Origin of the sequence: Vibrio sp. D401a (genome assembly GCF_030248515.1) — a bacterium.
GTDB lineage: Bacteria > Pseudomonadota > Gammaproteobacteria > Enterobacterales > Vibrionaceae > Vibrio > Vibrio rotiferianus.
Genome location: NZ_JAHGAI010000038.1, coordinates 15,014 through 40,082 on the forward strand (window position 1 = coordinate 15,014; position 25,069 = coordinate 40,082).

Annotated in this window: 23 protein-coding genes; 12 read left to right on the forward strand and 11 right to left on the reverse strand. The window is 44.4% G+C overall.

The genetic code is table 11. The annotated features are described in order from the left end of the window. Window positions 1-449: 449 nt before the first annotated feature. On the reverse strand, window positions 450-1,277 hold the full coding sequence (locus tag KIV41_RS16325) for an SDR family oxidoreductase (protein ID WP_010446761.1): 828 nt from the start codon (window positions 1,275-1,277) through the stop codon (window positions 450-452). A 37-nt stretch (window positions 1,278-1,314) separates the two neighbouring features. Then, a complete protein-coding gene (locus KIV41_RS16330) occupies window positions 1,315-2,232 on the reverse strand; it encodes a TIGR01777 family oxidoreductase (RefSeq protein ID WP_038885316.1) in 918 nt (305 codons plus the stop codon). A gap of 239 nt (window positions 2,233-2,471) precedes the next feature. Here KIV41_RS16330 and KIV41_RS16335 point away from each other — a divergent pair, with 239 nt between their 5' ends. The 6 genes from KIV41_RS16335 to yfcE all read left to right on the forward strand — a co-directional run bounded on the left by KIV41_RS16335 (window position 2,472) and on the right by yfcE (window position 5,700). Continuing rightward, on the forward strand, window positions 2,472-3,206 hold the full coding sequence (locus KIV41_RS16335) for a DUF1538 domain-containing protein (protein ID WP_285337025.1): 735 nt from the start codon (window positions 2,472-2,474) through the stop codon (window positions 3,204-3,206). Next, a complete protein-coding gene (locus KIV41_RS16340) occupies window positions 3,203-3,994 on the forward strand; it encodes a DUF1538 domain-containing protein (RefSeq protein WP_010446768.1) in 792 nt (263 codons plus the stop codon). Before KIV41_RS16335 ends, KIV41_RS16340 begins: the two co-directional genes overlap by 4 nt. Next, entirely contained in the window at window positions 3,984-4,334 is a 351-nt protein-coding gene (locus tag KIV41_RS16345; RefSeq protein WP_010446770.1) for a P-II family nitrogen regulator, read from the forward strand. Before KIV41_RS16340 ends, KIV41_RS16345 begins: the two co-directional genes overlap by 11 nt. After that, window positions 4,331-4,735: a CBS domain-containing protein gene (locus KIV41_RS16350; protein ID WP_010446771.1), complete on the forward strand. Its 405-nt coding sequence runs from the start codon at window positions 4,331-4,333 to the stop codon at window positions 4,733-4,735. The genes KIV41_RS16345 and KIV41_RS16350 overlap by 4 nt, the downstream gene beginning before the upstream one ends. A 124-nt stretch (window positions 4,736-4,859) precedes the next feature. Continuing rightward, a complete protein-coding gene (locus KIV41_RS16355) occupies window positions 4,860-5,069 on the forward strand; it encodes a hypothetical protein (protein ID WP_010446774.1) in 210 nt (69 codons plus the stop codon). Between the two features lie 85 nt (window positions 5,070-5,154). Next, complete coding sequence (gene yfcE / locus KIV41_RS16360) at window positions 5,155-5,700, forward strand: phosphodiesterase (RefSeq protein ID WP_038885303.1); 546 nt, start codon at window positions 5,155-5,157, stop codon at window positions 5,698-5,700. 53 nt (window positions 5,701-5,753) lie between these two features. On the opposite strand, the gene KIV41_RS16365 is transcribed toward yfcE, so the two are convergent. From KIV41_RS16365 to KIV41_RS16380, 4 genes are read right to left on the reverse strand one after another with little or no spacing between them, the layout of a single operon-like run. Next, entirely contained in the window at window positions 5,754-6,032 is a 279-nt protein-coding gene (locus KIV41_RS16365; protein ID WP_045399025.1) for a SelT/SelW/SelH family protein, read from the reverse strand. Between the two features lie 23 nt (window positions 6,033-6,055). Continuing rightward, window positions 6,056-6,811, reverse strand: a complete 756-nt coding sequence (locus tag KIV41_RS16370) for a sulfite exporter TauE/SafE family protein (RefSeq protein WP_285337026.1) — start codon at window positions 6,809-6,811, stop codon at window positions 6,056-6,058. Between the two features lie 46 nt (window positions 6,812-6,857). Next, window positions 6,858-7,373: a regulatory protein ToxS gene (locus KIV41_RS16375; RefSeq protein WP_010446781.1), complete on the reverse strand. Its 516-nt coding sequence runs from the start codon at window positions 7,371-7,373 to the stop codon at window positions 6,858-6,860. An 11-nt stretch (window positions 7,374-7,384) separates the two neighbouring features. Continuing rightward, window positions 7,385-8,263 (reverse strand): transcriptional regulator, encoded by an 879-nt coding sequence (locus KIV41_RS16380; protein ID WP_071235567.1) that lies wholly within the window; start codon window positions 8,261-8,263, stop codon window positions 7,385-7,387. A 269-nt stretch (window positions 8,264-8,532) separates the two neighbouring features. Here KIV41_RS16380 and htpG point away from each other — a divergent pair, with 269 nt between their 5' ends. The 3 genes from htpG to hemH all read left to right on the forward strand — a co-directional run bounded on the left by htpG (window position 8,533) and on the right by hemH (window position 12,507). Continuing rightward, a complete protein-coding gene (htpG, locus tag KIV41_RS16385) occupies window positions 8,533-10,437 on the forward strand; it encodes a molecular chaperone HtpG (protein WP_252041693.1) in 1,905 nt (634 codons plus the stop codon). 319 nt (window positions 10,438-10,756) lie between these two features. Continuing rightward, window positions 10,757-11,401, forward strand: coding sequence for an adenylate kinase (adk, locus tag KIV41_RS16390; protein WP_005425498.1), 645 nt, complete (start codon window positions 10,757-10,759; stop codon window positions 11,399-11,401). 140 nt (window positions 11,402-11,541) lie between these two features. After that, window positions 11,542-12,507, forward strand: coding sequence for a ferrochelatase (gene hemH / locus KIV41_RS16395; RefSeq protein WP_285337027.1), 966 nt, complete (start codon window positions 11,542-11,544; stop codon window positions 12,505-12,507). A gap of 92 nt (window positions 12,508-12,599) precedes the next feature. Here the strand turns inward: hemH and KIV41_RS16400 are convergent, their stop codons facing one another. Next, window positions 12,600-13,988 carry a peptide MFS transporter gene (locus KIV41_RS16400; protein ID WP_010446785.1) on the reverse strand — a complete coding sequence of 463 codons (1,389 nt, stop codon included), beginning with the start codon at window positions 13,986-13,988 and terminating at the stop codon, window positions 12,600-12,602. A 331-nt stretch (window positions 13,989-14,319) separates the two neighbouring features. Here KIV41_RS16400 and rfaH point away from each other — a divergent pair, with 331 nt between their 5' ends. Then, the gene (rfaH, locus tag KIV41_RS16405; RefSeq protein ID WP_010446786.1) at window positions 14,320-14,814 is read left to right on the forward strand and encodes a transcription/translation regulatory transformer protein RfaH; all 495 of its coding nucleotides are present in this window, start codon (window positions 14,320-14,322) and stop codon (window positions 14,812-14,814) included. 343 nt (window positions 14,815-15,157) lie between these two features. Here rfaH and asnB read toward each other — a convergent pair whose 3' ends face one another. The 4 genes from asnB to nagA form a co-directional block, all read right to left on the reverse strand. Then, on the reverse strand, window positions 15,158-16,822 hold the full coding sequence (asnB, locus tag KIV41_RS16410; protein ID WP_010446787.1) for an asparagine synthase B: 1,665 nt from the start codon (window positions 16,820-16,822) through the stop codon (window positions 15,158-15,160). A gap of 229 nt (window positions 16,823-17,051) precedes the next feature. After that, entirely contained in the window at window positions 17,052-18,641 is a 1,590-nt protein-coding gene (locus tag KIV41_RS16415) for a cation:proton antiporter family protein (protein ID WP_138956011.1), read from the reverse strand. An 81-nt stretch (window positions 18,642-18,722) separates the two neighbouring features. Beyond that, window positions 18,723-19,937 (reverse strand): ROK family protein, encoded by a 1,215-nt coding sequence (locus KIV41_RS16420; RefSeq protein ID WP_010446789.1) that lies wholly within the window; start codon window positions 19,935-19,937, stop codon window positions 18,723-18,725. A gap of 2 nt (window positions 19,938-19,939) precedes the next feature. After that, a complete protein-coding gene (gene nagA, locus KIV41_RS16425) occupies window positions 19,940-21,076 on the reverse strand; it encodes an N-acetylglucosamine-6-phosphate deacetylase (protein ID WP_038885294.1) in 1,137 nt (378 codons plus the stop codon). Window positions 21,077-21,566: 490 nt separating this feature from the next. Between nagA and nagE the strand changes: the two genes are divergently transcribed. Together nagE and glnS are read left to right on the forward strand one after the other, a co-directional pair. Beyond that, window positions 21,567-23,141, forward strand: coding sequence for an N-acetylglucosamine-specific PTS transporter subunit IIBC (gene nagE, locus KIV41_RS16430; RefSeq protein WP_252041695.1), 1,575 nt, complete (start codon window positions 21,567-21,569; stop codon window positions 23,139-23,141). Window positions 23,142-23,377: 236 nt separating this feature from the next. Next, window positions 23,378-25,048: a glutamine--tRNA ligase gene (glnS, locus tag KIV41_RS16435; RefSeq protein ID WP_038885293.1), complete on the forward strand. Its 1,671-nt coding sequence runs from the start codon at window positions 23,378-23,380 to the stop codon at window positions 25,046-25,048. Window positions 25,049-25,069: the final 21 nt, after the last annotated feature.

Genomic DNA, 25,069 nt, shown 5'->3' on the forward strand with positions numbered 1-25,069 from the left:
ATCCTTGCTTTTTGTTTCTTGTCGTTGATTGTAGATATGGAGTTGATATTTGGGAAATTCAAGCGATAGAAAGGAAAAACGCTGCCGAAGCAGCGTATTCCTGATAGCAAGCGAAAGTGCTATTAAATTTGGCAAGTCCAGCACGGGTTAGAGAGTCTTGTTAGACGTTATAGTTGTGTGCTGGGTGTGGTATCAAAATAGGATGAACATGGTCAACACTACACCCACACTAAGCCAGTTAAGCTGATTTAATGTCATTATTGTCTCGCGAAAATACAAAACAGAAAGGGTGGCGATACCAAATCTAAAGTGAGTATCCACATCGCGTTCAGGCTCGATGGATGAAGATACTAACCTAGAAATTGATTCGAACATTGAGGTTTTCTTAACCTACATGCTCATAATGACATCACATTGTTACGATAAAATTACATTGTGATAAAAAGTTTTTATGCTGCTTGTCGCAAAATTTTATCAAGAAGACGAGTTGGTAATAGGCGCTTTAAAACGGCAAAGACTTTAGTTGGTGTGGTGATTCTGTAGCGAATCTTTGGTTTATCACTGTTGAGTGCGTGAAGCACGGGCTCAATACAAGATTCAGCAGGAAGCACAAACTTGTTGTTCGACTTGTCGTTATCTAAACGCTGCTTCTGCCCTTCGTAAGCTGCTCTGTGGGCGCTGCTTTCCACATCAATCCACTGCTCAAACGCCTTTAAGGCATTCTGTCTAAACTGGGTCTCTATCGGCCCTGGTTCGATCAATGCAACCTTGATGTTGGTATCCATCAATTCCAAACGTAGGGTGTCTGTCCAGCCTTCTAGCGCGAACTTAGATGCGTTATAGGCGCCACGATACTTCATGGCGGCAAAGCCGAGTACGGAGCTGTTTTGGATGATGCGCCCTTCACCCTGTTTACGCATGTGCGGTAGCACTTCTCTTACGAGTTGGTGCCAGCCGAAGAAGTTGGTTTGAAATTGTGCTTGAAGGGCCTCTGTCGGCAAGTCTTCCAAAGCACCCGGCTGACCGTAAGCGCCATTGTTGAAGACGGCATAAAGTTTACCCTCAGCTAGCTCGAGCGCTTGCGCGACGCCGGATGAAATACTCTCAGGATCATTAAGGTCAAGCTTAATACACGTTAAGCCCTCGTTGGTTAGGCGTTCGATGTCTTGGTCTTGTCGGCAGGAAGCAATGACGTGGAAGCCTTCCTTTTGCAAAGCATGGGCACATACGTAACCGATGCCAGTGGAGCATCCGGTGATAAGAACTGACTTTTTCATGGTATAGGGCTCACTGAGAGGGCGTGAGCCTTATGATTCAACAACTTCGGTCTTGAAGCAAGTGTTTGAGGGCTGGGGCAACTCTAGAGTAACTGAACTTGAAGCCGAGTTCGGTTAACTTTTTCGGCTTAGCTCGCGCACTATCGAAGAGTAGGCAAGCTGCCTCGCCCATGGCTAACTCCATCACCCATTTAGGAGAACGCATGAAGTGGGGACGCTTTAAGGTTTTTGCTAATGTCTTGCTAAAAATACTGTTGGTAACTGGATGGGGAGCGCATAGGTTAAAGAGTCCATGAGCATGAGGCGTTTCTAATAGGTACATTATTGCTCGCACCATATCGAGTAAGTGTATCCAAGGCATATACTGGTTGCCGCTACCCAGTGGCCCACCCAAACCAAACTTGTAGGGAGGGATCATTTTTGCCAACGCGCCACCATTTTGGCCAAGTACGATACCAGTGCGTATTATACAAACTCTAGTTTGCTCAGATTCGGCATGTTTTGCGATTTGTTCCCATTTTTCACAAACTTGATGGGCAAAGCAGTTGCTATTCACATGCAACGCTTCATCAAAGGGGTGATCCTGTTGGTCGCCGTAGTAACCAACAGCGGAACCACTTATAAACACCGAAGGTGGCTTGGTGCTGGCATGAATCAGCTCGACAATTCGCTCCGTTATTTTCCACCTACTACTGCAGATAAGCTCTTTTTGCTGCTTGGTCCAGCGTTTATCTGCAATTGGCTCTCCTGCGAGGTTAATTACGGCATCAATGTCGTTGAGATCTTCAAGGGAGTTAAGAGAGTCTAAGTATTGAATATTTCCAACATCAGCATGCTGAAGACGCTGTTTTGCCTGTGCGGGATTGCGAGTTAACAAAAGTACTTGATGAGTTGTGAGTAACTTCATCAATTCTGAACCAATAAAACCAGTGCCGCCAGTAAGCAGTATCTTCATGGTATCCCTTTGAGTTAAAGACATATTTACTCATTATAGTCTTTTTTGACTGAGATGATCAGTGATGTGTTCAATTGATGTTGATACATTGGCACATTCCCAATTTAAGTCATTGCCCTCCCACTTAGTTCACATTTTTAACATATGTAACCAAATGTTATTTATGTCGGAATGTTGCTCACACTCGCTTGTTCAAAACTATGTCATTCTAAAAAAGCACATACAAAAAAGGGAATTGAATGGCAGCATTGTTGGCACTATTTCGCGCCTGTCTAAGCAGCGCAAGGGACTTACTTCCTATTGTTGTTGTGATTACTTTTTTCCAACTGGTTGTTTTACAAGAGCCGCTACCCAACATCGCTCCAATTCTTTTTGGTTTATTGCTGGTTGTTCTTGGCCTGACGTTTTTTATTTTTGGGTTGGAAATGGGGTTGTTTCCGATTGGAGAAAGCATGGCGCAGGCTTTTGCCAGAAAAGGCAGCGTATTCTGGTTGCTTATTTTTGCTTTTTGTCTTGGCTTTGGAACAACCATCGCAGAGCCAGCTCTGACTGCTGTTGCTGATGAAGCTTCAGAAGTGGCAGCTGAGGGCGGGATGATACTCAATACCGAAGAAGCGATGGAAGAATACGCGGATGGCTTACGTCTCACAGTTGCATTGTCGGTAGGGATTGCAATCGTGCTCGGTGTTCTACGCATTCTTAAAGGTTGGCCAATTCAGTATATGATTATTGGTGGGTATATCGGTGTTGTTATTCTAACCGGGTTTGCTCCAGAGAATATTATTAGTATTGCTTATGATTCTGGCGGCGTTACAACCTCTACTATTACCGTACCTTTGGTAACCGCTTTGGGAGTAGGGCTTGCTTCTGCGATCAAAGGTCGTAATCCGATGATTGATGGTTTTGGGCTGATTGCTTTTGCCTCTCTTCTACCGATGATGTTTGTGATGGTTTATGGGATGGTGGTGGCATGATCTCATTTGCTCAGTTTTCGGATACTTTTCTTTCCACCGTCCGTGATGTAGTGCCTATCGCGACCATTATTTTTGGTTTCCAACTTGCGGTATTGAGACGTCCTGTTACCAACCTCTCTAAAGTCATACTTGGCTTCTTCTACGTTATTTTAGGATTATCTCTTTTTTTAATCGGGCTCGAAATGGCGTTGTTTCCATTAGGTGAAACAATGGCGATGCAGCTAACAGCTCCTGACTTTTTGATCGAATTTAAAGTCTCACTGGGTAAAGCTCTGAGTTGGGTTGACTATTATTGGGTGTACCTATTCGCGTTTTGTATTGGCTTTAGTACTACGATAGCTGAACCTTCGCTTATCGCTGTTGCCATCAAGGCAAATCAAGTGTCTGGGGGAAGTATTAGTGTTAACGGACTCAGAATTGCGGTTGCGTTAGGGGTGGCCATTGGTATTGCTTTAGGTAGCTATCGAATTGTAGTGGGTGATCCTATTCATTATTACATCATAGCGGGTTATATAGTGGTGGTTATTCAAACACTATATGCACCAAAGTTAATCATTCCCTTGGCATATGACTCGGGAGGGGTGACGACATCGACGGTCACTGTCCCATTGGTTACGGCTTTGGGATTAGGGCTTGCGTCTACTGTACCTGGACGAAACCCGATGATTGATGGTTTTGGCTTAATCGCTTTTGCCAGTCTATTTCCTATGATTTCTGTGATGGGCTATGCCCAAATAACCCAGTGGTTGAATAAAGATACCGCGGAGGAGAAAGAAAATGCGCTTTAAATTAATTCTGGCCTTTGTGGAGGATAGCAAAACCGACACAGTGTTGGATGCCGCTCGCGAAGCAGGTGCAACCGGGGCGACGGTCATCAATAACGCCCGAGGGCAAGGTTTAAATCAAAAACGTACCTTCTTTGGTCTCACTCTTGAAGTACAGAAAGATGTGTTGCTATTTGTCGTTGAAGAGCATCTTTCGCGGCATATATTAGAAACGATCAGTGAGGTCGGAGAGTTTGACCAAGAATCCGGTCAGGGAATCGCGGTACAAATCGATGTGGAAGACGCAGTGGGTGTTGCGCACCAAGTCGAGACATTAGCAAAGGTTGTTGAGGATGAGCTATGAGTAATCAAGAAATCATTCGTATTAGAGATGTGATGGCATCTACCTACGTTATCGTTGATGGACTTATGACGGTTCATGAAGGTATCGGTCTGGCTCGAAAACATCAGGTCAAAGCATTAGTCGTCCAGAAACGCAATCAAGATGATGAGTTTGGTATTGTGCTGATGAACGACATTGCAAAAAAAGTGCTTGCCGTTGATCGATCTCCTCAAAGAACCAATATCTACGAAATCATGACTAAACCAGCGCTGACAGTCGACCCTAACATGAACGTAAAATATTGTGCGCGGTTATTTGAGCGTTTTGGTATTAGTCGGGCACCAGTGATTGAAAATGGCCAAGTCATTGGCATGGTTAGTTACAATAACATTGTCATGAATGGGATGGCGAAAGGGGAATAGCTGATCATTAATCTCATTCAAGCGACTGGGAGTGAACAGCATTATTTCAGCTATAAATCCCTTTGCATAACCGAAGTATGCATTTTATCCTTTTGCAAAGAGTAGAATTTTAAGGAAATAGTGAATGCCTTTAGTTGCCTGTCCTGTCTGCGAAAGACAGATTTCAAAACGAGCACACAGTTGCCCGGGGTGTGGAGAGCCAGATCCTCTAAATCATTTGGCTAAATCTAAGTTTCTGTCGATGACACTATGGCTAGCTGCATTGATTGGTTTTGGTTATGCCTTCTGGTTTTACCTTTTGCCTATGATGATTGAGTTTGCTCGTCAGCAGTAGTTGAATCCGTACTGAAGCTGAATCGCTGTTGAGGTTATATAAGAAAGCCGTAGAATGGCGTCATTCTTTTTGAGGAGACGATGTCGTGAAACTATTTTTTGCCTCAGATTTGCACGGTTCTTTGCCAGCAACAGAAGAAACCATCAAACTGTATTTAGCCTCAGGTGCAGAGCACTTGATCTTACTTGGAGATACGCTCAATCACGGGCCGAGAAACCCAGTGCCAGAAGGCTACAATCCGCCACAAGTGGCAGAGCTTCTGAATCAATACAGTGAACAGATTATTTCGGTACGTGGTAACTGTGACAGTGAAGTTGACCAGATGCTATTGAACTTTCCAATGATGACAGACTATGCGTGGATCCTTTTAGAATCCGGCAAGCGCATTTTCTTAACTCATGGTCACTTGTATCATAGTGGTAAGCGTCCACCATTGCGTGAGGGAGACATTATTGCTCACGGCCATACTCATATACCAGTGGCAGAGGAACAAGACGGGGCTGTTATTTTTAACCCTGGCTCGATGACATTTCCTCGAAACGGTTTGCCGCGCAGCTATGGTTTGATGGAAGGTAACACACTAACCGTGCAAACGCCGGAAGGTGCAGTGCTAGCTCAAACAACGATTTAATCAACGAGTCATAGAGCACATCAGATATTAAATAATAGGGAGCCATTGGCTCCCTATTTTGTATCTGAATGGCCTAAATCACGCTCTGGGTCGATGATGTCTCTTACTCGTTGTTTAAGGACTTTAGCCTCAGGAAAACCGCCGTCTTTTTTACGCTCCCAAATTTGCGTGCCGTTGCAAAAAATCTCAAAACGGCCACCTGTGTCCGGATGCAAGCTGATGGTTTCAATCTCTTCACTGAAAGTATGAAGTAGCTCTTGCGATAGCCAAGTAGAGCGCAACATCCAATTGCACTGGCGACAGTAGTAAATGTCTATGATGGCTTTATCCATTTCTTATTTCCTTTCTCTAAAGACTAAAGTAGCAGTTTGATGCCGACAGCAAAGGTGAGGATCTCAAACGCAATCTTGATAACGCGATTGCTGTATCGAGTTGCTGCCCACGCACCTAAACTGCCACCTAAAAATGAACTCAATAACAGCACGGGTAGCCATGCCCAATGAATCGGAGCGCCTGCGTGTACGATGGCAACACCACCAATACCATTCCAAAACAGACCGACACAAATCATGGTGTAAGCCACTGCTTGCTTGTAGTCGTACCCAAACCAACGCACGAGGAACAGCGTCACAAGGAGACCTGAACCTGCGGTCAGAGAACCATTGACTATGCCTATTAACATCAACCCCAATCCGCCCAAGATCCAGCCCAATGTATCTCGGTGGGTAGCAAGCTCGACTTGGCCAAGTTCTTTTTTAAAGCGGGAATAGATGCCAAGAGCAAGGATCATCGCACCAAGCATTTTCTCAGCGATATTGTCAGGTATTTGGACAATCAGATTCGCACCAATCACGACACCAATGCTGCCGACTAGAATCAGATAAAGTGCGACTTTCGGTTTTATTGTGCCCGCTTTGAGGTGTGTGCTTGCCGCACCTAGTCCAAGTGCCACTGAAGCCACTTTGTGTGTACCAAGTGCGACAGAAAAGGGCAAGCCGAGAAAGATCAATAGCGGAAATTGCAATAAGCCAGCACCGCCACCAGAGAGGGAAGCGAGTGTATTTGCAACAAGGGAACCGAAGAAGAGAGTGAGAGTATCTAGCCAATCCATGCGTGAAAGAAAGGGGCCATCTTGGCCCCTTATCATTGAATCAAAATCAGTTTCTAAACAGTACCGTAGAACCGTGGTTCAAGCTAGTCAGTAGTAACGTTTTTTCGTTAACCACGTCGATGCGACGGCTTTGCTCGGCATCCAGTCGGAAAATCTGCGTAATTAAGCTCAGCTGTTCGTCAGTAAAATCCTTTGACTGAGATGACGAGATATCCTTGAACTCTGATGGGGTGACTAAGAGGTAATTGTCACTTACTTCCCAGCGTCCTCGTTCTGAAATGTTGATCGTGGACTCAGCAGATGAACCCTGAGCAAACAACTTAATATTTGCTACGCGAATGTAATCGCCGTTAGGTAAGTATTTGACGTTCGATTCAACGTTGACACGGCGTAATGGACCTACTGTGTCATCCGGTAAATTATCTGTAATGACGGTAACCATAGTGGATTGCCACTCATTAGAAGTCAGAACTTGTTCTACTTTTAGGTCACTGCCCCAATAAAGCCAGCTACTAAATAATGCAGACACGGCTAACACCGCAATAGCGAGTTTAATTTTCATCATGCCTCCTATTATTTGCAGATGTCAGTTGGGTCGTTTTGACCAGCAAAAATACGCAATGTCACATTTTCATATGAATGGTCCGTATCGTGAATGTAGTTCAATACAAGCTTATTACCTTGACCTCCAGTAGCGATAACTTTCACTGGCATTACATCGTTTGTATGATTTTCTACGTATCGAGCAACACATTGCTCGATGGAAGGCATCCACTGCATCAATTGAGGGTGGTTTGCCGGAGTCATAACGGGTACACCGCTAAACTCTGCAATTTGGCGAAATTGAGATTCAGCTGGTTTAGTGAGGGTAAAGACGATGATTGGCAGCAGTACAGCAACGAATAAAATGGCACGCGTGAACCAGTTGTTTTTTGAACTTACTTTTGCCGCTGAAAGTGGTGTTGCGTTGTCGCTTACTGAGCTTGGATCTGTTGATACAGAGTCTTCAGCCTGCGGTTGCGCTTGAATCTCTTCGGTAACACTTTCAAAAGTGCTTTCTTCAGCGTCGATATCTTCAAGCTCGGCATTTGGCTCTGAGGTTGGAGTGCTCATTCTTTCGACACTACAAATCAACTGATAGCCGCGTTTAGGTACCGTTTTTACAAACTCGGGGGATTTTGTTGAGTCCTTCAACATTTTGCGCAATGTAGAAATCGCTTGAGTTAGGCTTGAGTCATCCACCTCAAAGCCTTGATCTCGCCAAACAAACTCATGGAGCTCATGGCGGGTTAATACTTCATTTGGTCTCTCTGAAAGCATAAGCAGAATTCGACTTTCATTGCTTCCTAAGCGAACAACTTCATTGCCACTTTGTTGGTCAGCGAGAGAATTGCTATTTGGGTCAAAGATAAACCTTTGAGCAAGTAGGAATTTGGTGCCGATGTTAGTCATTTAGTTCTTCTTAGATGGATGATTTTGTAATAGTGGTGATTTGCATCGCATTTATTCTGCAATAACAAGATCAAAATAGTGAATTTTAGAAGGTTTTATGCATCAAGGATAAACAAATTTTTCTAAAAAAACACCGTTTTTACCAATATTGACCTTGAATTTACATTTGTCAGCCACATGTTAAATAGCATCTCACGTTGGCATTGAATGATTAAATGCCTCTCAGGCTACGCCAGTTATGGCCGTTAATTTAGATATATGGAGCAAACATGAGCGAGACCGTATCTCAAAACAAAGAAACTCGTGGCTTTCAATCTGAAGTAAAACAGCTACTTCACCTTATGATTCATTCTCTTTATTCGAATAAAGAGATTTTCCTGCGCGAATTGATCTCAAATGCGTCTGATGCATCGGATAAACTGCGTTTTCAAGCGCTATCTAACCCAGACTTGTTTGAGGGCAATGCAGACCTTGGTGTCAAGCTTGCGTTTGATGAAAGCGCGAACACATTAACCATCTCTGATAACGGCATCGGTATGAGCCGTGATGATGTGATTGAACACTTAGGTACGATCGCAAAATCAGGGACGGCAGAATTTTTCTCAAAATTATCTGATGAGCAGAGTAAAGACTCTCAGCTAATTGGTCAATTTGGTGTTGGTTTCTACTCGGCGTTCATCGTTGCTGATGCGGTAACTGTTCGCACTCGTGCTGCGGGCCTAGCGGTTGACGAAGCGGTTCAATGGCATTCTGCAGGTGAAGGTGATTACACCATCGAGACTATCACCAAAGACACTCGTGGTACGGATATCGTGCTACACATGCGTGAAGAAGGTAAAGAATTCCTAAACGAATGGCGTCTGCGTGATGTGATCAGCAAATACTCTGATCATATCGGTATCCCTGTTTCTATCCAAACTGCGGTTCGTGATGACGAAGGTAAAGAAACTGGTGAGAAGAAGTGGGAGCAAATCAACAAAGCTCAAGCGCTTTGGACTCGCAATAAATCAGATATCTCTGAAGAAGAGTACCAAGAGTTCTACAAGCACGTTTCTCATGACTTTGCTGATCCTCTTGCTTGGAGCCACAACCGTGTAGAAGGTAAGAACGACTACACCAGCCTGCTTTACATCCCGGCAAAAGCACCATGGGATATGATGAATCGTGACCATAAATCGGGTCTGAAGCTGTACGTGCAGCGTGTGTTCATCATGGATGATGCAGAGCAATTTATGCCTTCTTACTTGCGCTTTATTCGTGGTTTGATTGATTCCAACGATCTGCCTTTGAACGTATCGCGTGAAATCCTACAAGACAATAAAGTTACTCAATCGCTACGTAATGCTTGTACTAAGCGTGTGCTTACTATGCTAGAGCGCATGGCGAAGAATGATGAAGCTAAATACCAATCATTCTGGAAAGAGTTCGGCCTTGTGATGAAGGAAGGCGTTGCAGAAGACATGGCAAACAAAGAGAAAGTTGCCGGTCTATTGCGCTTTGCTTCTACTGAAGTGGATTCTGCTGAGCAAACTGTCGGACTTGCTTCTTACATTGAACGCATGAAAGAAGGCCAAGATAAGATTTACTATCTAACGGCAGACAGCTACGCAGCCGCGAAGAACAGCCCGCACCTAGAGCAGTTCAAAGCGAAAGGCATCGAAGTTATTTTGATGTTTGACCGCATTGATGAGTGGCTGATGAACTACCTGACTGAGTTTGATGGTAAGCAGTTCCAGTCGATTACTAAAGCAGGCTTAGACCTAAGTAAGTTTGAAGACGAAGCGGAAAAAGAAAAGCAGAAAGAAACTGAAGAAGAGTTTAAGTCTGTTGTTGAGCGCACCCAGTCTTACCTAGGCGACCGAGTGAAAGAAGTTCGTACGACTTTCAAACTTGCTACTACGCCAGCGGTTGTCGTGACGGATGATTTCGAAATGGGCACGCAGATGGCGAAGCTTCTCGAAGCCGCCGGTCAAGCGGTACCTGAAGTTAAGTACATCTTCGAAATTAACCCAGAGCATGAGCTAGTGAAGCGTATGGCGGACGAAGCAGATGAAGAAGCATTCGGACGTTGGGTAGAAGTGTTACTAGGCCAAGCAATGCTGGCAGAGCGAGGTTCGATGGAAGATCCAACGCAATTTGTCGGTGCCATCAACAAGCTTTTGACTAAGGTTTAATAGTCAAATATCAGCAAAAAGCTCGCAAAATGCGGGCTTTTTGTTTGCTACCGCATAGATTCACACTTTAAGTGTTGAGTTAGTAATCAATAAGACAAGAAAGCAGGCATTGCTAACATTCTTTAGTCTTAACCTGCTCATTGCATCGTTAACCTGTGTTAGAATCGCAACACTTGAATGTGAGTAATAAGGCGTGTATTTTGGCTCGCCTAAACGTTATACCGAAACTTATCGTTGCCAGTGCTTCGCAGGATTGATTCCTGGAAGCCCAGCTATTGTGAGCTTCGGTATAAATCTTAAATATTAAAGAGGATAAATCATGCGCATCATTCTTCTAGGTGCTCCAGGTGCAGGTAAAGGCACACAAGCAAACTTCATCATGGATAAATACGGTATTCCACAAATCTCTACTGGTGATATGCTTCGTGCTGCTATCAAAGCAGGTACAGAGCTTGGTAAACAAGCTAAAGCTGTTATCGACGCTGGTCAGCTAGTTTCTGATGAAATCATCCTTGGTCTAATCAAAGAGCGTATTGCTCAAGACGATTGCGAAAAAGGTTTCCTACTAGATGGTTTCCCTCGCACTATCCCTCAAGCTGACGGCCTAAAAGAAATGGGCGTTGACGTAGACTACGTTATTGAATTTGATGTAGCGGATGACGTGATTGTTGAGCGTATGGCTGGTCGTCGTGCTCACCTTCCTTCAGGTCGTACTTACCATGTTGTTTACAACCCACCAAAAGTGGAAGGTAAAGACGACGTAACGGGTGAAGACCTAGTTGTTCGTGATGACGACAAAGAAGAAACAGTACGTGCACGTCTAGGTGTTTACCACGAGCAAACAGCGCCACTTATCAACTACTACGGTAAAGAAGCTGAAGCTGGTAACACTAAGTACCTTAAATTCGATGGTACTAAGCAAGTTGCAGAAGTAAGCGCAGATATTGAGAAAGCACTAGCATAATTTGCTAACGGCAAAATTTAATATTTTGATATATTTAAAAGCGACCTTTGGGTCGCTTTTTTATTTTTGCCTGTAAGTACGATGAACCATCTGGTTCGTTCCACCGTACAAAGCAAGCCGATCACCATGAATAGGATGTTATGAAAAACAACAATAATAAACAGGGCGTGTTATTGGTTAACTTGGGTACGCCTGATGAGCCAACTGCACCAGCTGTAAAACGCTTTTTAAGTCAGTTTCTTCATGATCATCGTGTCGTTGATATGACGCGTTGGCTTTGGTGTCCAATTCTTCACGGTGTCATCTTGCCAATTCGCTCACCGAAAGTTGCCAAGCTGTACCAGTCCGTCTGGATGGAAGAGGGCTCGCCTTTAATGGTGTACTCAAAACGACAAGCTCAGAAGTTAGCTGTTGCCCTCGATATGCCAGTTGAGTTGGGTATGACTTATGGTAACCCAAGCTTACAATCAGGCTTTGAAGCGCTGCAGGCTCAGGGGGTAGAGGAAGTGATTGTATTGCCTCTTTACCCGCAATACTCAGGCACAACGACGGCCGCCGTCTCTGATGGTATGACGAAGGCGTTCAAAAAAATGCCTGTAATGCCAGAGTTTAGCTTTATCCGTGATTACCACGACCATCCCCAATACATCGCTGCATTGGCGCAATCGGTGCGTGACCATTGGGCAGAGCATGGCCAAGGTGATTACTTGCTGTGTTCTTACCATGGTATTCCTAAACGATACGCAGATAATGGTGATATTTACCCTAAGCATTGTGAAGAGACGACACGTTTGCTTGGTGAAGCGCTAGGCTTGAATGAAGAGCAGATCGGCATGACGTATCAGTCTCGCTTCGGTCGCGAAGAGTGGCTACAGCCATACACGGATAAGACCCTAGAAGTGCTACCTGGCCAAGGTAAGAAGAAGCTGAACATTATAACTCCAGCTTTCTCGGCAGACTGTTTAGAAACGCTTGAAGAGATCTCTGAAGAGTGTCGTGAAATCTATCTAGAGGCTGGTGGCGAGAGCTTTAGCTATATCCCTTGTTTGAACGACAACGATGACCACATCGAAATGATGACTGAGCTTGTTCGTTCTAAGCTGTAAAGCTTAATCCAAATCTATCACCAACGTTGTTTGAGTGTCAGAAAACAAAAAGGGTCGCGATTGCGACCCTTTGTTTTTATTTGTACTTTATATTAAGCAACTTGAGTTTGTTGCTCTTCAATTTGTTCTGCTGTGCTGTGCGTGTTTTCAGCACCGTGCATCCAACGAACTAGCGTGTTAGAGAACAACAGTAGAATCACGCCTGAAATTGTTGCAGTAACTGCGATGCCGCTGAAGATAGCTAGCGCACCAAGTTCACCCACGTGAGAGCCTACGTAACCTGCAACGTAGTTTGCAATCGCGTTACAACCAAACCATGCACCCATCATAAGCGAAGCAAGGCGTAGCGGAGCTAGTTTCGTTACTAGAGATAGACCGATAGGAGATAGACACAGTTCACCAAGGGTATGGAAGAAGAATGCGCCCACTAGCCATAGCATTGATGTTTTAACAGCAGTGTCACCGCCTTGTTCCATAACTGCACCAACCATGCATAGGAAGCCAAGAGCTAGGAAGAACATAGCTAAGGCAAATTTCATTGGTGAGTTTGGTTCACGTTTGCCTAGTTTTACCCAAAGTACTGCTAATACAGGAGCAAGGGTGATAATGAAGAATGGGTTTAGTGATTGGAACCACGCTGCTGGAACTTCAAAGCCACCGATCATGCGATCCGTGTATTGCTGCGTGTAGATGTTCATTAGACCACCAGCTTGCTCAAAGCCAGCCCAGAAAACGATAGTAAACAAACTCATCACTAGGATAACTTTGATTCGATCCACTTCTTCTTTCGTTAGTGGCTCTTTTTTCTCTGAATTCTTGTTTGCTAGATCGCGTTTTGCTGCTGGTTCACGGCCGATATCACCAAGCCAAGACTGAGCGAATGTCATTTGCATAACAAGGCTGACAAGCATACCAATACCAGCGGCAACAAAACCTGCTTTCCAACCAAATTCGTTAGTTACTGAGCCTGATACAACGCCAGCAAGCAATGCACCGATGTTGATACCCATGTAGAAAATAGTGAAAGCACCATCACGACGGTTATCACCTTCTTGATATAGGTCACCTACCATCGTTGAGATGTTTGGCTTAAACAGGCCGTTACCAGCAATAAGAAGTCCAAGACCTAGGTAGAAAGTGTGAAGAGAACCAAGACCTAGAGCATCTGCAGGCATCGCTAGCGTGAATTGACCAACAGCCATTAACGCACCACCAATCAGAATTGAGCGGCGTTGACCTAAGTAGTTATCCGCAAGGTAGCCACCGATAAGAGGAGTGATGTAGACAAGTCCAGTATAGATGCCGTAAAGATCTAGAGCATCTTTAGTCGACCAGCCAAGACCACCGTTCATGGTTGTGTCAGTCAGGTAAAGTACTAGAATGGCGCGCATTGCGTAGTAAGAAAAGCGTTCCCATAGTTCAGTTCCGAACAATAAGAACAAGCCACGTGGGTGACCAAAGTATTGATGTTGGTTTGACATAAGCTCTTCTAATAGTAGTTATTACATTTTTTAACGAAATCTACGTATACATTGCAATTTGTGTGATGACAAATAATAAAATTTCATGTTTCGATAGCAATCCTTTGTTAAGTTGCTGTTTTTGAGCATAAATCCAGTGTTTTTGTCGGTGTAATGTTTGTATTACAAACTTACTTTTCAGTTTTGGTTATAGACTTTTGTGGCGTTGGGTTGTTTTAAGTTATTGATTTCGTGGATGTGTTTTGGTGTTACGTATATGATTTTGATCGGGAATGACTCGTTTTCTTGATAATGCTACGATAATTAAAAAAGCAGTAGGCGAATATAAAAAATGAAACGTTGGTATTTGATTTATTGTAAGCGTGGTGAGCAGGCTAGAGCGAAACTGCACTTAGAGAACCAATCGGTAGAGTGTTTCTATCCGACGGTAGAAGTCGAAAAGATTTTACGAGGGAAAAGGCAGGTTGTTAATGAGCCTCTTTTCCCTTCCTATGTTTTTGCTAAGTTTGACTATGAGCAAGGACCAACATTTACGGCAGTTCGTTCAACTCGAGGTGTCATTGACTTTGTTCGCTTTGGCTCACAACCCACAGAAGTGGATGGAGCATTGATTTCTGAACTAAGGGAATCGGAACATCAAATCGAACAAGTAACAGCCAGTTGCTTGCCAAAGCAAGGAGACATGATTCGTATTAAGAGTGGTCAGTTTGCTGGTATAGAAGCGATCTTCCAAGAAAAAGATGGCGAGAAGCGTTCAATGATGCTGGTGAAAATGATTACGCAAAGCGTACCTGTCAGTATTGAGAATAAAGATCTCGACTTGTGATGCTAGGGTCTGTTGATCTTTCGCGGTTAAATTTTGTTCGGATGGGGACGCCTAGTCAGAATCGTTTTAGGCGCGGCAAGAAGTATAAAACGATTCTAACCGAACCCTTCGGGCAGCCTTTGTGGTTCATTTCTACAGCGTTATCGGCTTCTCGTGTAGGCTAGCTACACTTCAAAGCCTCTGCCTTGTAGAAATTTCCCACAAAGTGCTGCAAAAATCAGCTCAAAAGATCAGCAGGCCCTAGTAAATAGAAAAAGAGGGGCGAAAGCACCTCTTTTTGATCGTGTTTGTCTTACCTGTATTCAAGGCTGGGGAAGCCAGCCCTAATAAAAGCTCAATAAGATTAGTATGCGTCGTTGTGAACGGTCTGTACTGCACGACCCGATGGGTCGACACAGTTTTGGAACGACTCATCCCACTCGATCGCTTTAGCCGAAGAACACGCTACTGACGGACCACCAGGAACACACTCTGCAGCAGATGGCAGTGGGAACAACTCTTCGAAGATCTCGCGGTACACATAACCTTCTTTCGTCGTTGGTGTGTTGTAAGGGAAGCGGAATTGCGCCGTTTCCATTTGTTGATCCGTTACTTTCTGTTCTGCAACTTCTTTGAGCGTATCGATCCAGCTGTAGCCTACACCATCAGAGAACTGTTCTTTTTGACGCCATGCGATCGACTCTGGAAGGTAGTGCTCAAAACATTCGCGAAGAATGTGTTTTTCCATCTTGCCGTTGCCACACATCTTGTCTGCTGGGTTCAAGCGCATTGCTACGTCAATAAACTCTTTGTCTAGGAAAGGTACACGGCCTTCTACGCCCCATGCTGCTAGTGATTTGTTAGCACGTGCACAGTCAAACATGTTCAGAGCAAGCAACTTACGTACTGTCTCTTCGTGGAATTCCTTCGCGTTTGGCGCTTTGTGGAAATATAGGTAACCACCGAAGATTTCATCTGCGCCTTCACCTGACAGTACCATCTTGATGCCCATTGCTTTGATCTTGCGACCCATTAGGAACATTGGTGTTGAAGCGCGAATCGTTGTTACGTCGTAGGTTTCAATGTGGTAAATCACATCACGAATCGCATCTAAACCTTCTTGAATGGTGTATGTCATCTCGTGGTGAACCGTACCAATCTGGTCTGCAACTTCACGAGCGGCTTTCAAGTCTGGTGCACCTTCCAGGCCAACTGCGAATGAGTGCAGTTGTGGCCACCATGCTTCAGATTTCTCATCGTCTTCAATACGCATCGCTGCAAATCGTTTTGCAACTGCTGATGTGATAGAAGAATCTAGACCACCAGAAAGAAGTACACCGTATGGCACGTCTGTCATGAGCTGACGCTTTACTGCTGCTTCTAGCGCTTCAGTTAGCTCTTCTTTGCTTGTGCTGTTGCCTTGTACGGCTGCATATTCGTTCCAGTCGCGGGTGTAGTAACGCTGAGGCTCCGCATCTGCACTGCTGTAGTGACAACCTGGAGGGAACTCACTCACGGTTTTACACACGGGTACTAGTGCTTTCATTTCTGATGCAACGTAGTAGTTGCCGTGCTCATCGTAACCTTGGTAAAGCGGAATGATACCGATGTGGTCACGACCTACTAAATACTCGTCTTTTTCTTCATCGTAAAGTACGAATGCAAAAATGCCGTTTAGTTCTTCCAGAAGGTCAGCGCCCATGTCTTGGTATAGCGCTAGGATCACTTCACAGTCTGAATCGGTTTGGAATTCGTACTTGCCTTCGTAGCGAGCACGAATCTCTTTGTGGTTGTAGATTTCACCGTTTACAGCAAGGATGAGTTTTTTATCAGGGCTGTATAGCGGTTGGGCACCACTATTTAGACCAACGATCGCCAGACGTTCATGCGCTAGGATTGCGCGCTCTGATGAGTAAATACCAGACCAGTCGGGACCACGGTGACGAAGCTTTTTCGACATCTCAAGTGCGATAGGGCGCAATGCCGCTGCATCGCTCTTAATGTCTAAAATGCCAAATACTGAACACATACAACATCCTTTTTAAACTAAACAATTTTTAATCGGTATGGATTCAATTTGCCATTCTGAGTAAAAAAAGCAACGTTTTGTGATTAAAAAAATGATAAAAAGGCTTGTTGATTAGATTTTATTTAAAAATTATCTATTTTTAATGAATGAGATCAAGGTTTGGTTTAAGAAATGTACAAAAAAGCCCTCTTATTGAAAGAGGGCTCGGTAAAAATATCCACCTCGATGCTTATTTCATCGGCGTAAATTGAGGTTGAAGTTGATCGCAAACATGACGTGCAAAACCACTACCAGCTTCGCTATAGATGTTGAATGCGGCATCGACGCCAGTCTCTAGCAAGCCTTCAAGTTGATCTGGGTATTCGGCAATCGCTGCAATTTGCCCTTTATAGTTTCGACTTTGCAGCTGCTCTAGCGCAGTTTGGTTACCTTGGTGATGCGGCATCGCCAATAGAACCAGTTTGACGTTTGCTGTATCTAAAATACGCTCCCAGAAATCTGGGTCAGTCGCATCGCCAGAGATGACATTGCGGCCTTCAGAGCGATGCTTGTGAGCGGCGTCTTCACGAACTTCTACGCCGAGCGAAATCTTACCGTAGCGAGCGCGTAATTCGTCGTAAGCACCAGTGCCAATTCGACCCATACCAAGAATTAAGACTTGGGCATGGCCGGGATTGATGAGCTGGTCGCGTTGGTTCAGTTTTTCTGCTGCAGTTTCTTGCAACCACTTGCCAGAATGTTGGTAAATCTGGTGGCCAAGTCTGTTCAGCGGGGCTGAAATGATGAATGAAATAGACACCGCAACAGCAATTGCAGCCAGCATGTCGCTAGGCATCCATCCCATCTTATAGGCCAAGCCACCAACAATCAGACCAAATTCACTGTAGTTGAAAAGTGATAACGATGTCAGCAATGAAGTACGCACACGGAACTTAAAGTGGTTGATGGTCAGGAAGTAGAGCAAGCCCTTGATTGGCAGCAGCAGAATAAATAGCAGAGCTAAGCCAACACCTGTAAAGCTCAATGACGCAGATAAACCGATGTTAAGGAAGAAACAGACTAAGAATAGCTCTTTCATATTAAAGAGCGATTTTGATAGCTCAGACGCTTTACGGTGACCAGCCAGTAGCATACCTAAGATCAAAGCCCCTAAATCTGGTTTCATACCAACCAGTTCAAATAAGCCTGCACCAACCACTAACGCGAAAAAGATGCCGAACAGAACCAGCATTTCACCGTGACCTACTTTATCGAGCAGCTTGTAGAACAATGGTCGAAGGAGCGGTAATGCAAATAAACCTATGGCGTACCACTCTGGAATCTTGCCTGTAGAAGCCGTAAGGAAGACCACAGCAAAAATATCCTGCATAACCAGAATACCAATTGCTAACGTACCGTAAGTAGCATTCATCTCACCTTTTTCTTGTAGAGTTTTAACGGCAAATACGGTACTAGAGAAAGAGAGCGCAAAGGCAAGTAATAGGATCTGACTGTGATCCATGGTGGCAAGGGATGAAAGCCCAAGCAACTTCAGCCCAACGAGAACCAGCGCAAAGAAAAGAGTCGAGAGAATATTGTGCGCTGTAGCACCGCCCCAAATTTCTTTAGAAAGCAGCGTTTTTACATCCAGCTTTAAACCAATGGTGAAAAGCAGCAAGGTCACACCAAGATCTGCGAGCGTGACAATGACGTCATTACTTTGGTAGCCAAACGCATGAAGGCCAAAACCTGCAAGTAGGAAGCCGACCAAAGGGGGGAGGTTACATTTTAGAGCGATGAAGCCGGCGAGAAACGCCGTTGTAATTAGAATAATTTCCATACTGTTGAGCTATATTCCTGATATACAAAAACGGGCTGTGAAACCACAGCCCGAGATTGTAACTCAATTGGTTGTATAAACTTAGTCTTCTAGCAACTTTTGTAACAAAACTCCGTTCAACATAGCGCGTTTGATCATCGCAAAGGCACCCATTGTCGGTTGTTTATCAATAAGAGATGCGACAATAGGCAGCTCATTGTGGAATGTTTTAAGTGACTGGTTTTCAACATTACGCTGGATTGCAGGGAAAACAATTTCTTCTGCTTCAGTAATATCGCCGGCAATGACGATTTTCTGTGGGTTAAACAAGTTAACAGTAATCGCAATGGCTTTTCCTAACTGGTTGCCCACGCGGACTAAGCTTTGTTTCGCTAATTCGTCACCGTTTATTGCATGCGTGCATACATCTTCAATGGTGATGTGCTCAAGCTGGGTAAGGCTAGATTCGTAACCTTGTGCAATCAGCTTTTTCACTCGTTGAACGATAGCTGGGTTTGCCGCTACGGTTTCTAAACAACCGAAGTTGCCACATTGGCATTGTTCGCCAAGCGGGTCGATTTGAATGTGACCAATTTCACCTACGTTGCGGTTAAAGCCGAGGAATACTTGGCCATTCACAATGATACCAGCACCGGTACCACGGTGAACACTGACAAGGATTGAGTCTTGGCAATCTTGGCTCGCACCAAAGTAGTGTTCAGCCAGTGCCATACCACGCACGTCGTTACCAACAAAACATGCGGTATTGAACTTTTCACGAATGATCTCACCCAAGGCTAGGTTATCAATATCTGTGTTTGGCATGTACTCAACTACGCCGGTGGTAGGGTTTACCAAGCCAGGAAGCGTAATGCCAATAGCAATTAATTGATCGATCTTATCGTGGCAGCGATCCACAAATTCTTTTAACAAATCGACCAAACCTGCAATGAGGTCTGCTTGATTGGTGTAGTGAAGTTCGTGTTGGTCTTCTGCTAGTGCGGTGCCACCGAGGTCATACAGACAAAACTGAACATAGTCTCGTCCTAATCGAACAGCGATGGAGTGAAAAGGTTTTACTTCAGTGGTCAGCGAGATAGCTCGTCGACCGCCGGTAGAAGCTTGTTGCGCGACTTCTTTGATTAAGCCGCGCTCTAAAAGTTGGCGGGTTATTTTGGTAACACTCGCTGGAGCGAGCTGACTAACATCCGCGACCTGAATACGGGAGATTGGACCTTGTTGGTCAATCAGCCTATATACCGCAGCGCTGTTAAGCTGTTTTACTAAATCTACATTACCAATCTGTCCGCCATTCATGCTTAATTTTGCTCGTATTGTCCGTTAACAACCGTCGCTTTTACATTGAAGTCACGATCGAAAACGGTCAGGTTAGCTACCATTCCTTTTCGAATACGACCAAGACTGTCTTCAACACCAATTGCGGTTGCTGGATACAGCGTAGCCATTCGTAGAGCTTCGTCTAAAGCGATGCCTGCGTGCTCAACTGTATTCTGAACTGCTTCAATCATAGTCAGAGCTGAGCCGCCTAGTGTGCCATTTTCATCAACACACTTACCATCTCGGTAATATACTTTCTTACCGACAAAAATAAAGTGATCAATGTTAGCACCTGCTGGAGCTGTGGCATCCGTCACCAAAACAAGCTTTTCACCTTTGATTTTATGAGCAATTCGAATGTTTGCGTAATCAACGTGGAAGCCGTCAGCAATGATACCTGCATAAACTTCAGGAGTGTCGTAAATCGCACCAACTACACCTGGTTCACGACCAACCATTGGTGTCATTGCGTTAAATAGGTGCGTAGCGAAAGTGATACCTGCGTCGAAGCCTTGACGAGCTTCTGCATAAGTCGCGTTGGTATGACCAATAGAAACCACGATACCAGCCGCTTTCAAACGAGAGATGTGCTCTGGGTCATTTTGTTCTGGTGCTAGCGTTACTTTTGCGATGATGTCAGCATTCGCACAGATCAGGTCAATCATACCGTCGTCAGAAGGGCGGATGAAGTCAACGCTGTGAATACCTTTTTTCGCTACGTTTAGGTACGGACCTTCAAGATGCAAACCTAGCGATTGGTTTTGGTATTTATTGTGGTACTCGCGGGCCGCAGCAATCGAAGCACGCATGTCTTCGTCTGAAGAAGTGATAAGAGTAGGTAAGAAGCTTGTACAACCAGACTTGAGGTTAGCTTCATGCATAATCTGCATTGTTTCTGGAGTGATTTCATCATTCAACATCACGCCGCCGCAGCCGTTTAGCTGAAGGTCAATAAAACCCGGGCTTAGGTTGGCACCTTCTAGGTTTCTAATTTCCATACCTTCTGGCAGTTCAGTAACTGGCACTACTGATTGAATCTTGTCGTTGTCGATGATGACCGCATGATCGGTAAGAACATCACTACCGGTATAGATTTTACAGTTACTTAGCGCATACATAGTCAGCTAATCCTTATACGTGAGAATTTAAATTCTTCCTCGTTATCTAATAGCGATGAATGCGAACCTAATCGGTAACTTACTTTGTGTTACTGAATTAGATAACGAGTTAAATACAGCAAGTCGCGTTTTATCGATGTCATTATCAGAGTAACCAACTGAAAAACATAAAAGTAATTGGTTTTTATGATTGTTTTTTAGAGCGAAGTTACTATGAATCATCTATTGAGATACCAAAATAACACTGATTCTGTCTTGCATAAAGTGCGAGAATCTTATCTTTAAAACGCCATTTTTTCGTATAATAAAATAAGTTTTATGATCTCGCTAGCAAAAACCTTTTGGAAAGGCAAAAACTGGTGATTATGATCACAAACAATGAGCTTTTAATTTGCGGAGCAAAATTAATATCATAAACTGAGAACGACTAAATTGAACGACTGAAATAAGTCTTTCGACAAAACATAAAATCCTATAGGGGGAACTTAAGGTGAATATTCTTGGATATGCGCAAAAGTTAGGTAAAGCTCTTATGCTTCCTATCGCAACGCTTCCAGTTGCGGCGCTTTTACTACGCTTAGGTCAAGGTGACCTATTAGACATTCCATTTATGGCTCAAGCTGGTGGCGCGATCTTCGGTCAGCTTCCACTTCTATTTGGTCTAGGTATTGCGATTGGTCTTTCTAAAGACGGTCAAGGTGCTGCAGGTCTAGCTGGTGCAGTTGCTTACTTCGTAATTACAGCAACAGCGACCACAATCAACGCTGACGTTAACATGTCATTCTTCGGCGGTATCATCGCTGGTATTATCGCTGGTCACTCTTACAACGCTTTCCATGCTACACGTCTTCCTGAGTGGTTGGCATTCTTCTCTGGCAAACGTCTAGTACCAATCATGGCAGGTCTATTCTCGCTAGTAGCTGGTGCTGTTGCTGGTGTTGTATGGCCAACAATCCAAGGCGGTCTTGACGCGCTAGCTCACGCAGTTTCTACTTCTGGTGCTATCGGTCAGTTCGTATACGGTACTCTTAACCGTGCACTTATCCCTGTAGGTCTACATCACGTACTAAACTCGTACTTCTGGTTCGGTATGGGTACGTGTCAAGAAGTTCTAGTTTCTGGCGCAACGGCTGCTGGTCAAGCTCTTCCTGCTCTACAACAGCTTTGTGTTGACCCAGCTCTAGCTAAGACTCTTGTTGTTGGTCAAACTCACACATTCGAATTTGCTAACTCTGTAACTCCAGAAATCACTGCAACAGTTAAAGAAGTAACAGAAACTGTTAAATCTGGTGACCTACACCGTTTCTTCGGCGGCGATAAGAGCGCTGGTGTATTCATGAACGGTTTCTTCCCAGTAATGATGTTCGGTCTACCTGGTGCAGCTCTAGCTATGTACCTTGCAGCACCTGCTGAAAAACGTAGCCAAGTTGGTGGTGCACTATTCTCAGTAGCATTCTGTTCATTCCTAACAGGTATCACTGAGCCACTAGAGTTCATGTTCGTATTCCTAGCTCCAGCTCTATACGCAATGCACGCAGTATTTACTGGTCTATCTCTAGTAGTTGCTAACATGTTTGGTACACTGCACGGCTTCGGCTTCTCTGCTGGTCTTATCGACTTCGTATTGAACTACGGCCTAGCAACTAAACCTCTACTATTGTTCGCAATCGGTCTAGGCTTCGGTGCTCTATACTTCTTCACATTTAGCTTCGCAATCCGCGCATTCAACCTGAAATCTCCAGGTCGTGAAGACGATGACGAAGATACATCTGCTGCTCCAGCTGGTGATGCGAAGAAAGGTGACCTAGCTCGTCAATACCTGAAAGCGCTAGGTGGTCATGACAACCTAACTTCAATCGACGCATGTATCACTCGTCTACGTCTTACTCTTAAAGACCGCTCAGTAGCAGACGAAGCTGTACTTAAGAAACTAGGTGCGAAAGGTGTCGTTAAGCTAGGCGAAAACAACCTTCAAGTTATCCTTGGTCCTCTTGCTGAAATCGTTGCTGGTGAAATGAAAGCAATCGGTGCAGGTGAAGACCTATCAGATGTAAAACTTCCTTAGTTACATCAAACTGACTCTCTATGATTGGGCCTCCTTCGGGAGGCCTTTTTTCGTTTTTAAGACGATGAACTGCTGAGCAATCAAGCTAACACGATAAATAATGGCTATTTAAAGCGAGATCTTGTTGTCTAATTACTAATAATTGTGGATCATTAGGAGCAATGCACTCTGTAAAACCATAGCGGTTAACAGAGTCTCGTTTTCTCTGACAATACTATTATTTTGAGGTGCTATAGATGAGTGAAGCTGATGCTCGTCCATCAAACTTTATTCGCCAGATCATTGATAAAGATCTAGCGGATGGTAAACACACTAGCGTGCATACTCGATTTCCGCCGGAACCAAATGGTTACCTGCATATCGGTCATGCTAAGTCTATCTGTTTGAACTTCGGTATTGCTCAGGACTACCAGGGTCAATGTAACCTACGTTTCGACGATACAAACCCTGAAAAAGAAGACATCGAATACGTTGAGTCTATCAAGAAAGATGTAAACTGGTTGGGCTTTGAGTGGGATGGTGAAGTATGTTACTCATCAAACTACTTCGACAAGCTTTACGAATATGCAATTGAATTGATTAATAAAGGCTTAGCGTACGTTGATGAGCTAAGTCCTGAGCAGATTCGTGAATACCGCGGTACGCTAACGGCTCCGGGTAAACCAAGCCCATACCGTGATCGTCCGGTAGAAGAAAACCTAGCGCTATTTGAAAAAATGCGTGCGGGTGAGTTCGAAGAAGGTAAAGCGTGTCTTCGTGCGAAGATCGACATGGGTTCTTCATTCATGGTTATGCGTGATCCAGTGATCTACCGTGTACGTTTCGCGACTCACCACCAGACTGGTGATAAGTGGTGCATTTACCCAATGTACGACTTCACACACTGTATCTCTGATGCGCTAGAAGGCATTACGCATTCTATCTGTACGCTAGAGTTCATGGATAACCGTCGTCTGTACGACTGGGTACTAGATAACATCACAATTGAATGTCGTCCTCACCAGTACGAGTTCAGCCGCCTAAACCTTGAATACACAGTGATGTCTAAGCGTAAGCTAAACCAACTAGTAACTGAGAAATTGGTTGATGGTTGGGATGACCCACGTATGCCAACCGTATCAGGTCTGCGTCGTCGTGGTTTCACATCTGCATCTATTCGTGAGTTCTGTAAGCGTATCGGCGTAACGAAGCAAGAGAACATGATTGAGTTCGGTTCACTAGAATCTTGTATTCGTGATGATCTAAACGAAAATGCACCACGTGCGATGGCCGTTCTAGATCCAGTTAAGATCGTTATCGAGAACTTTGAAGAAGGCGCGGTTGAAACTCTAACGGTAGCTAACCATCCAAACAAACCTGAAATGGGTGAGCGTGAAGTGCCATTCACTCGTGAAGTTTGGATCGAGCGCGAAGACTTCCGTGAAGAAGCAAACAAGAAGTACAAGCGTCTTGTTCTAGGTAAAGAAGTACGTCTACGTGGCGCATACGTGATCAAGGCTGAACGCATCGAGAAAGACGCAGAAGGCAACATCACAACAATCTTCTGTACTTACGATGCTGATACACTAGGTAAGAACCCAGCAGATGGACGTAAAGTGAAAGGTGTAATTCACTGGGTTTCAGCGGACAAAGCGCTGCCTGCAGAAATTCGTCTGTACGATCGTTTGTTCACAGTACCAAACCCAGCTGCTGCGGATGACTTTGCTGCGACAATCAACCCAGAATCACTAGTGATTCTAAACGGTTTTGTTGAGCCAAGTTTAGCATCATCAGAAGCTGAAAAAGGTTACCAATTTGAGCGTATGGGTTACTTCTGTGCAGATTCGAAAGACTCTTCAGCAGATAATCTAGTATTCAACCGTACGGTTGGTTTACGTGATACTTGGGCGAAAATCGAGAACCAATAATCTCAATTTATCGCCAACAAA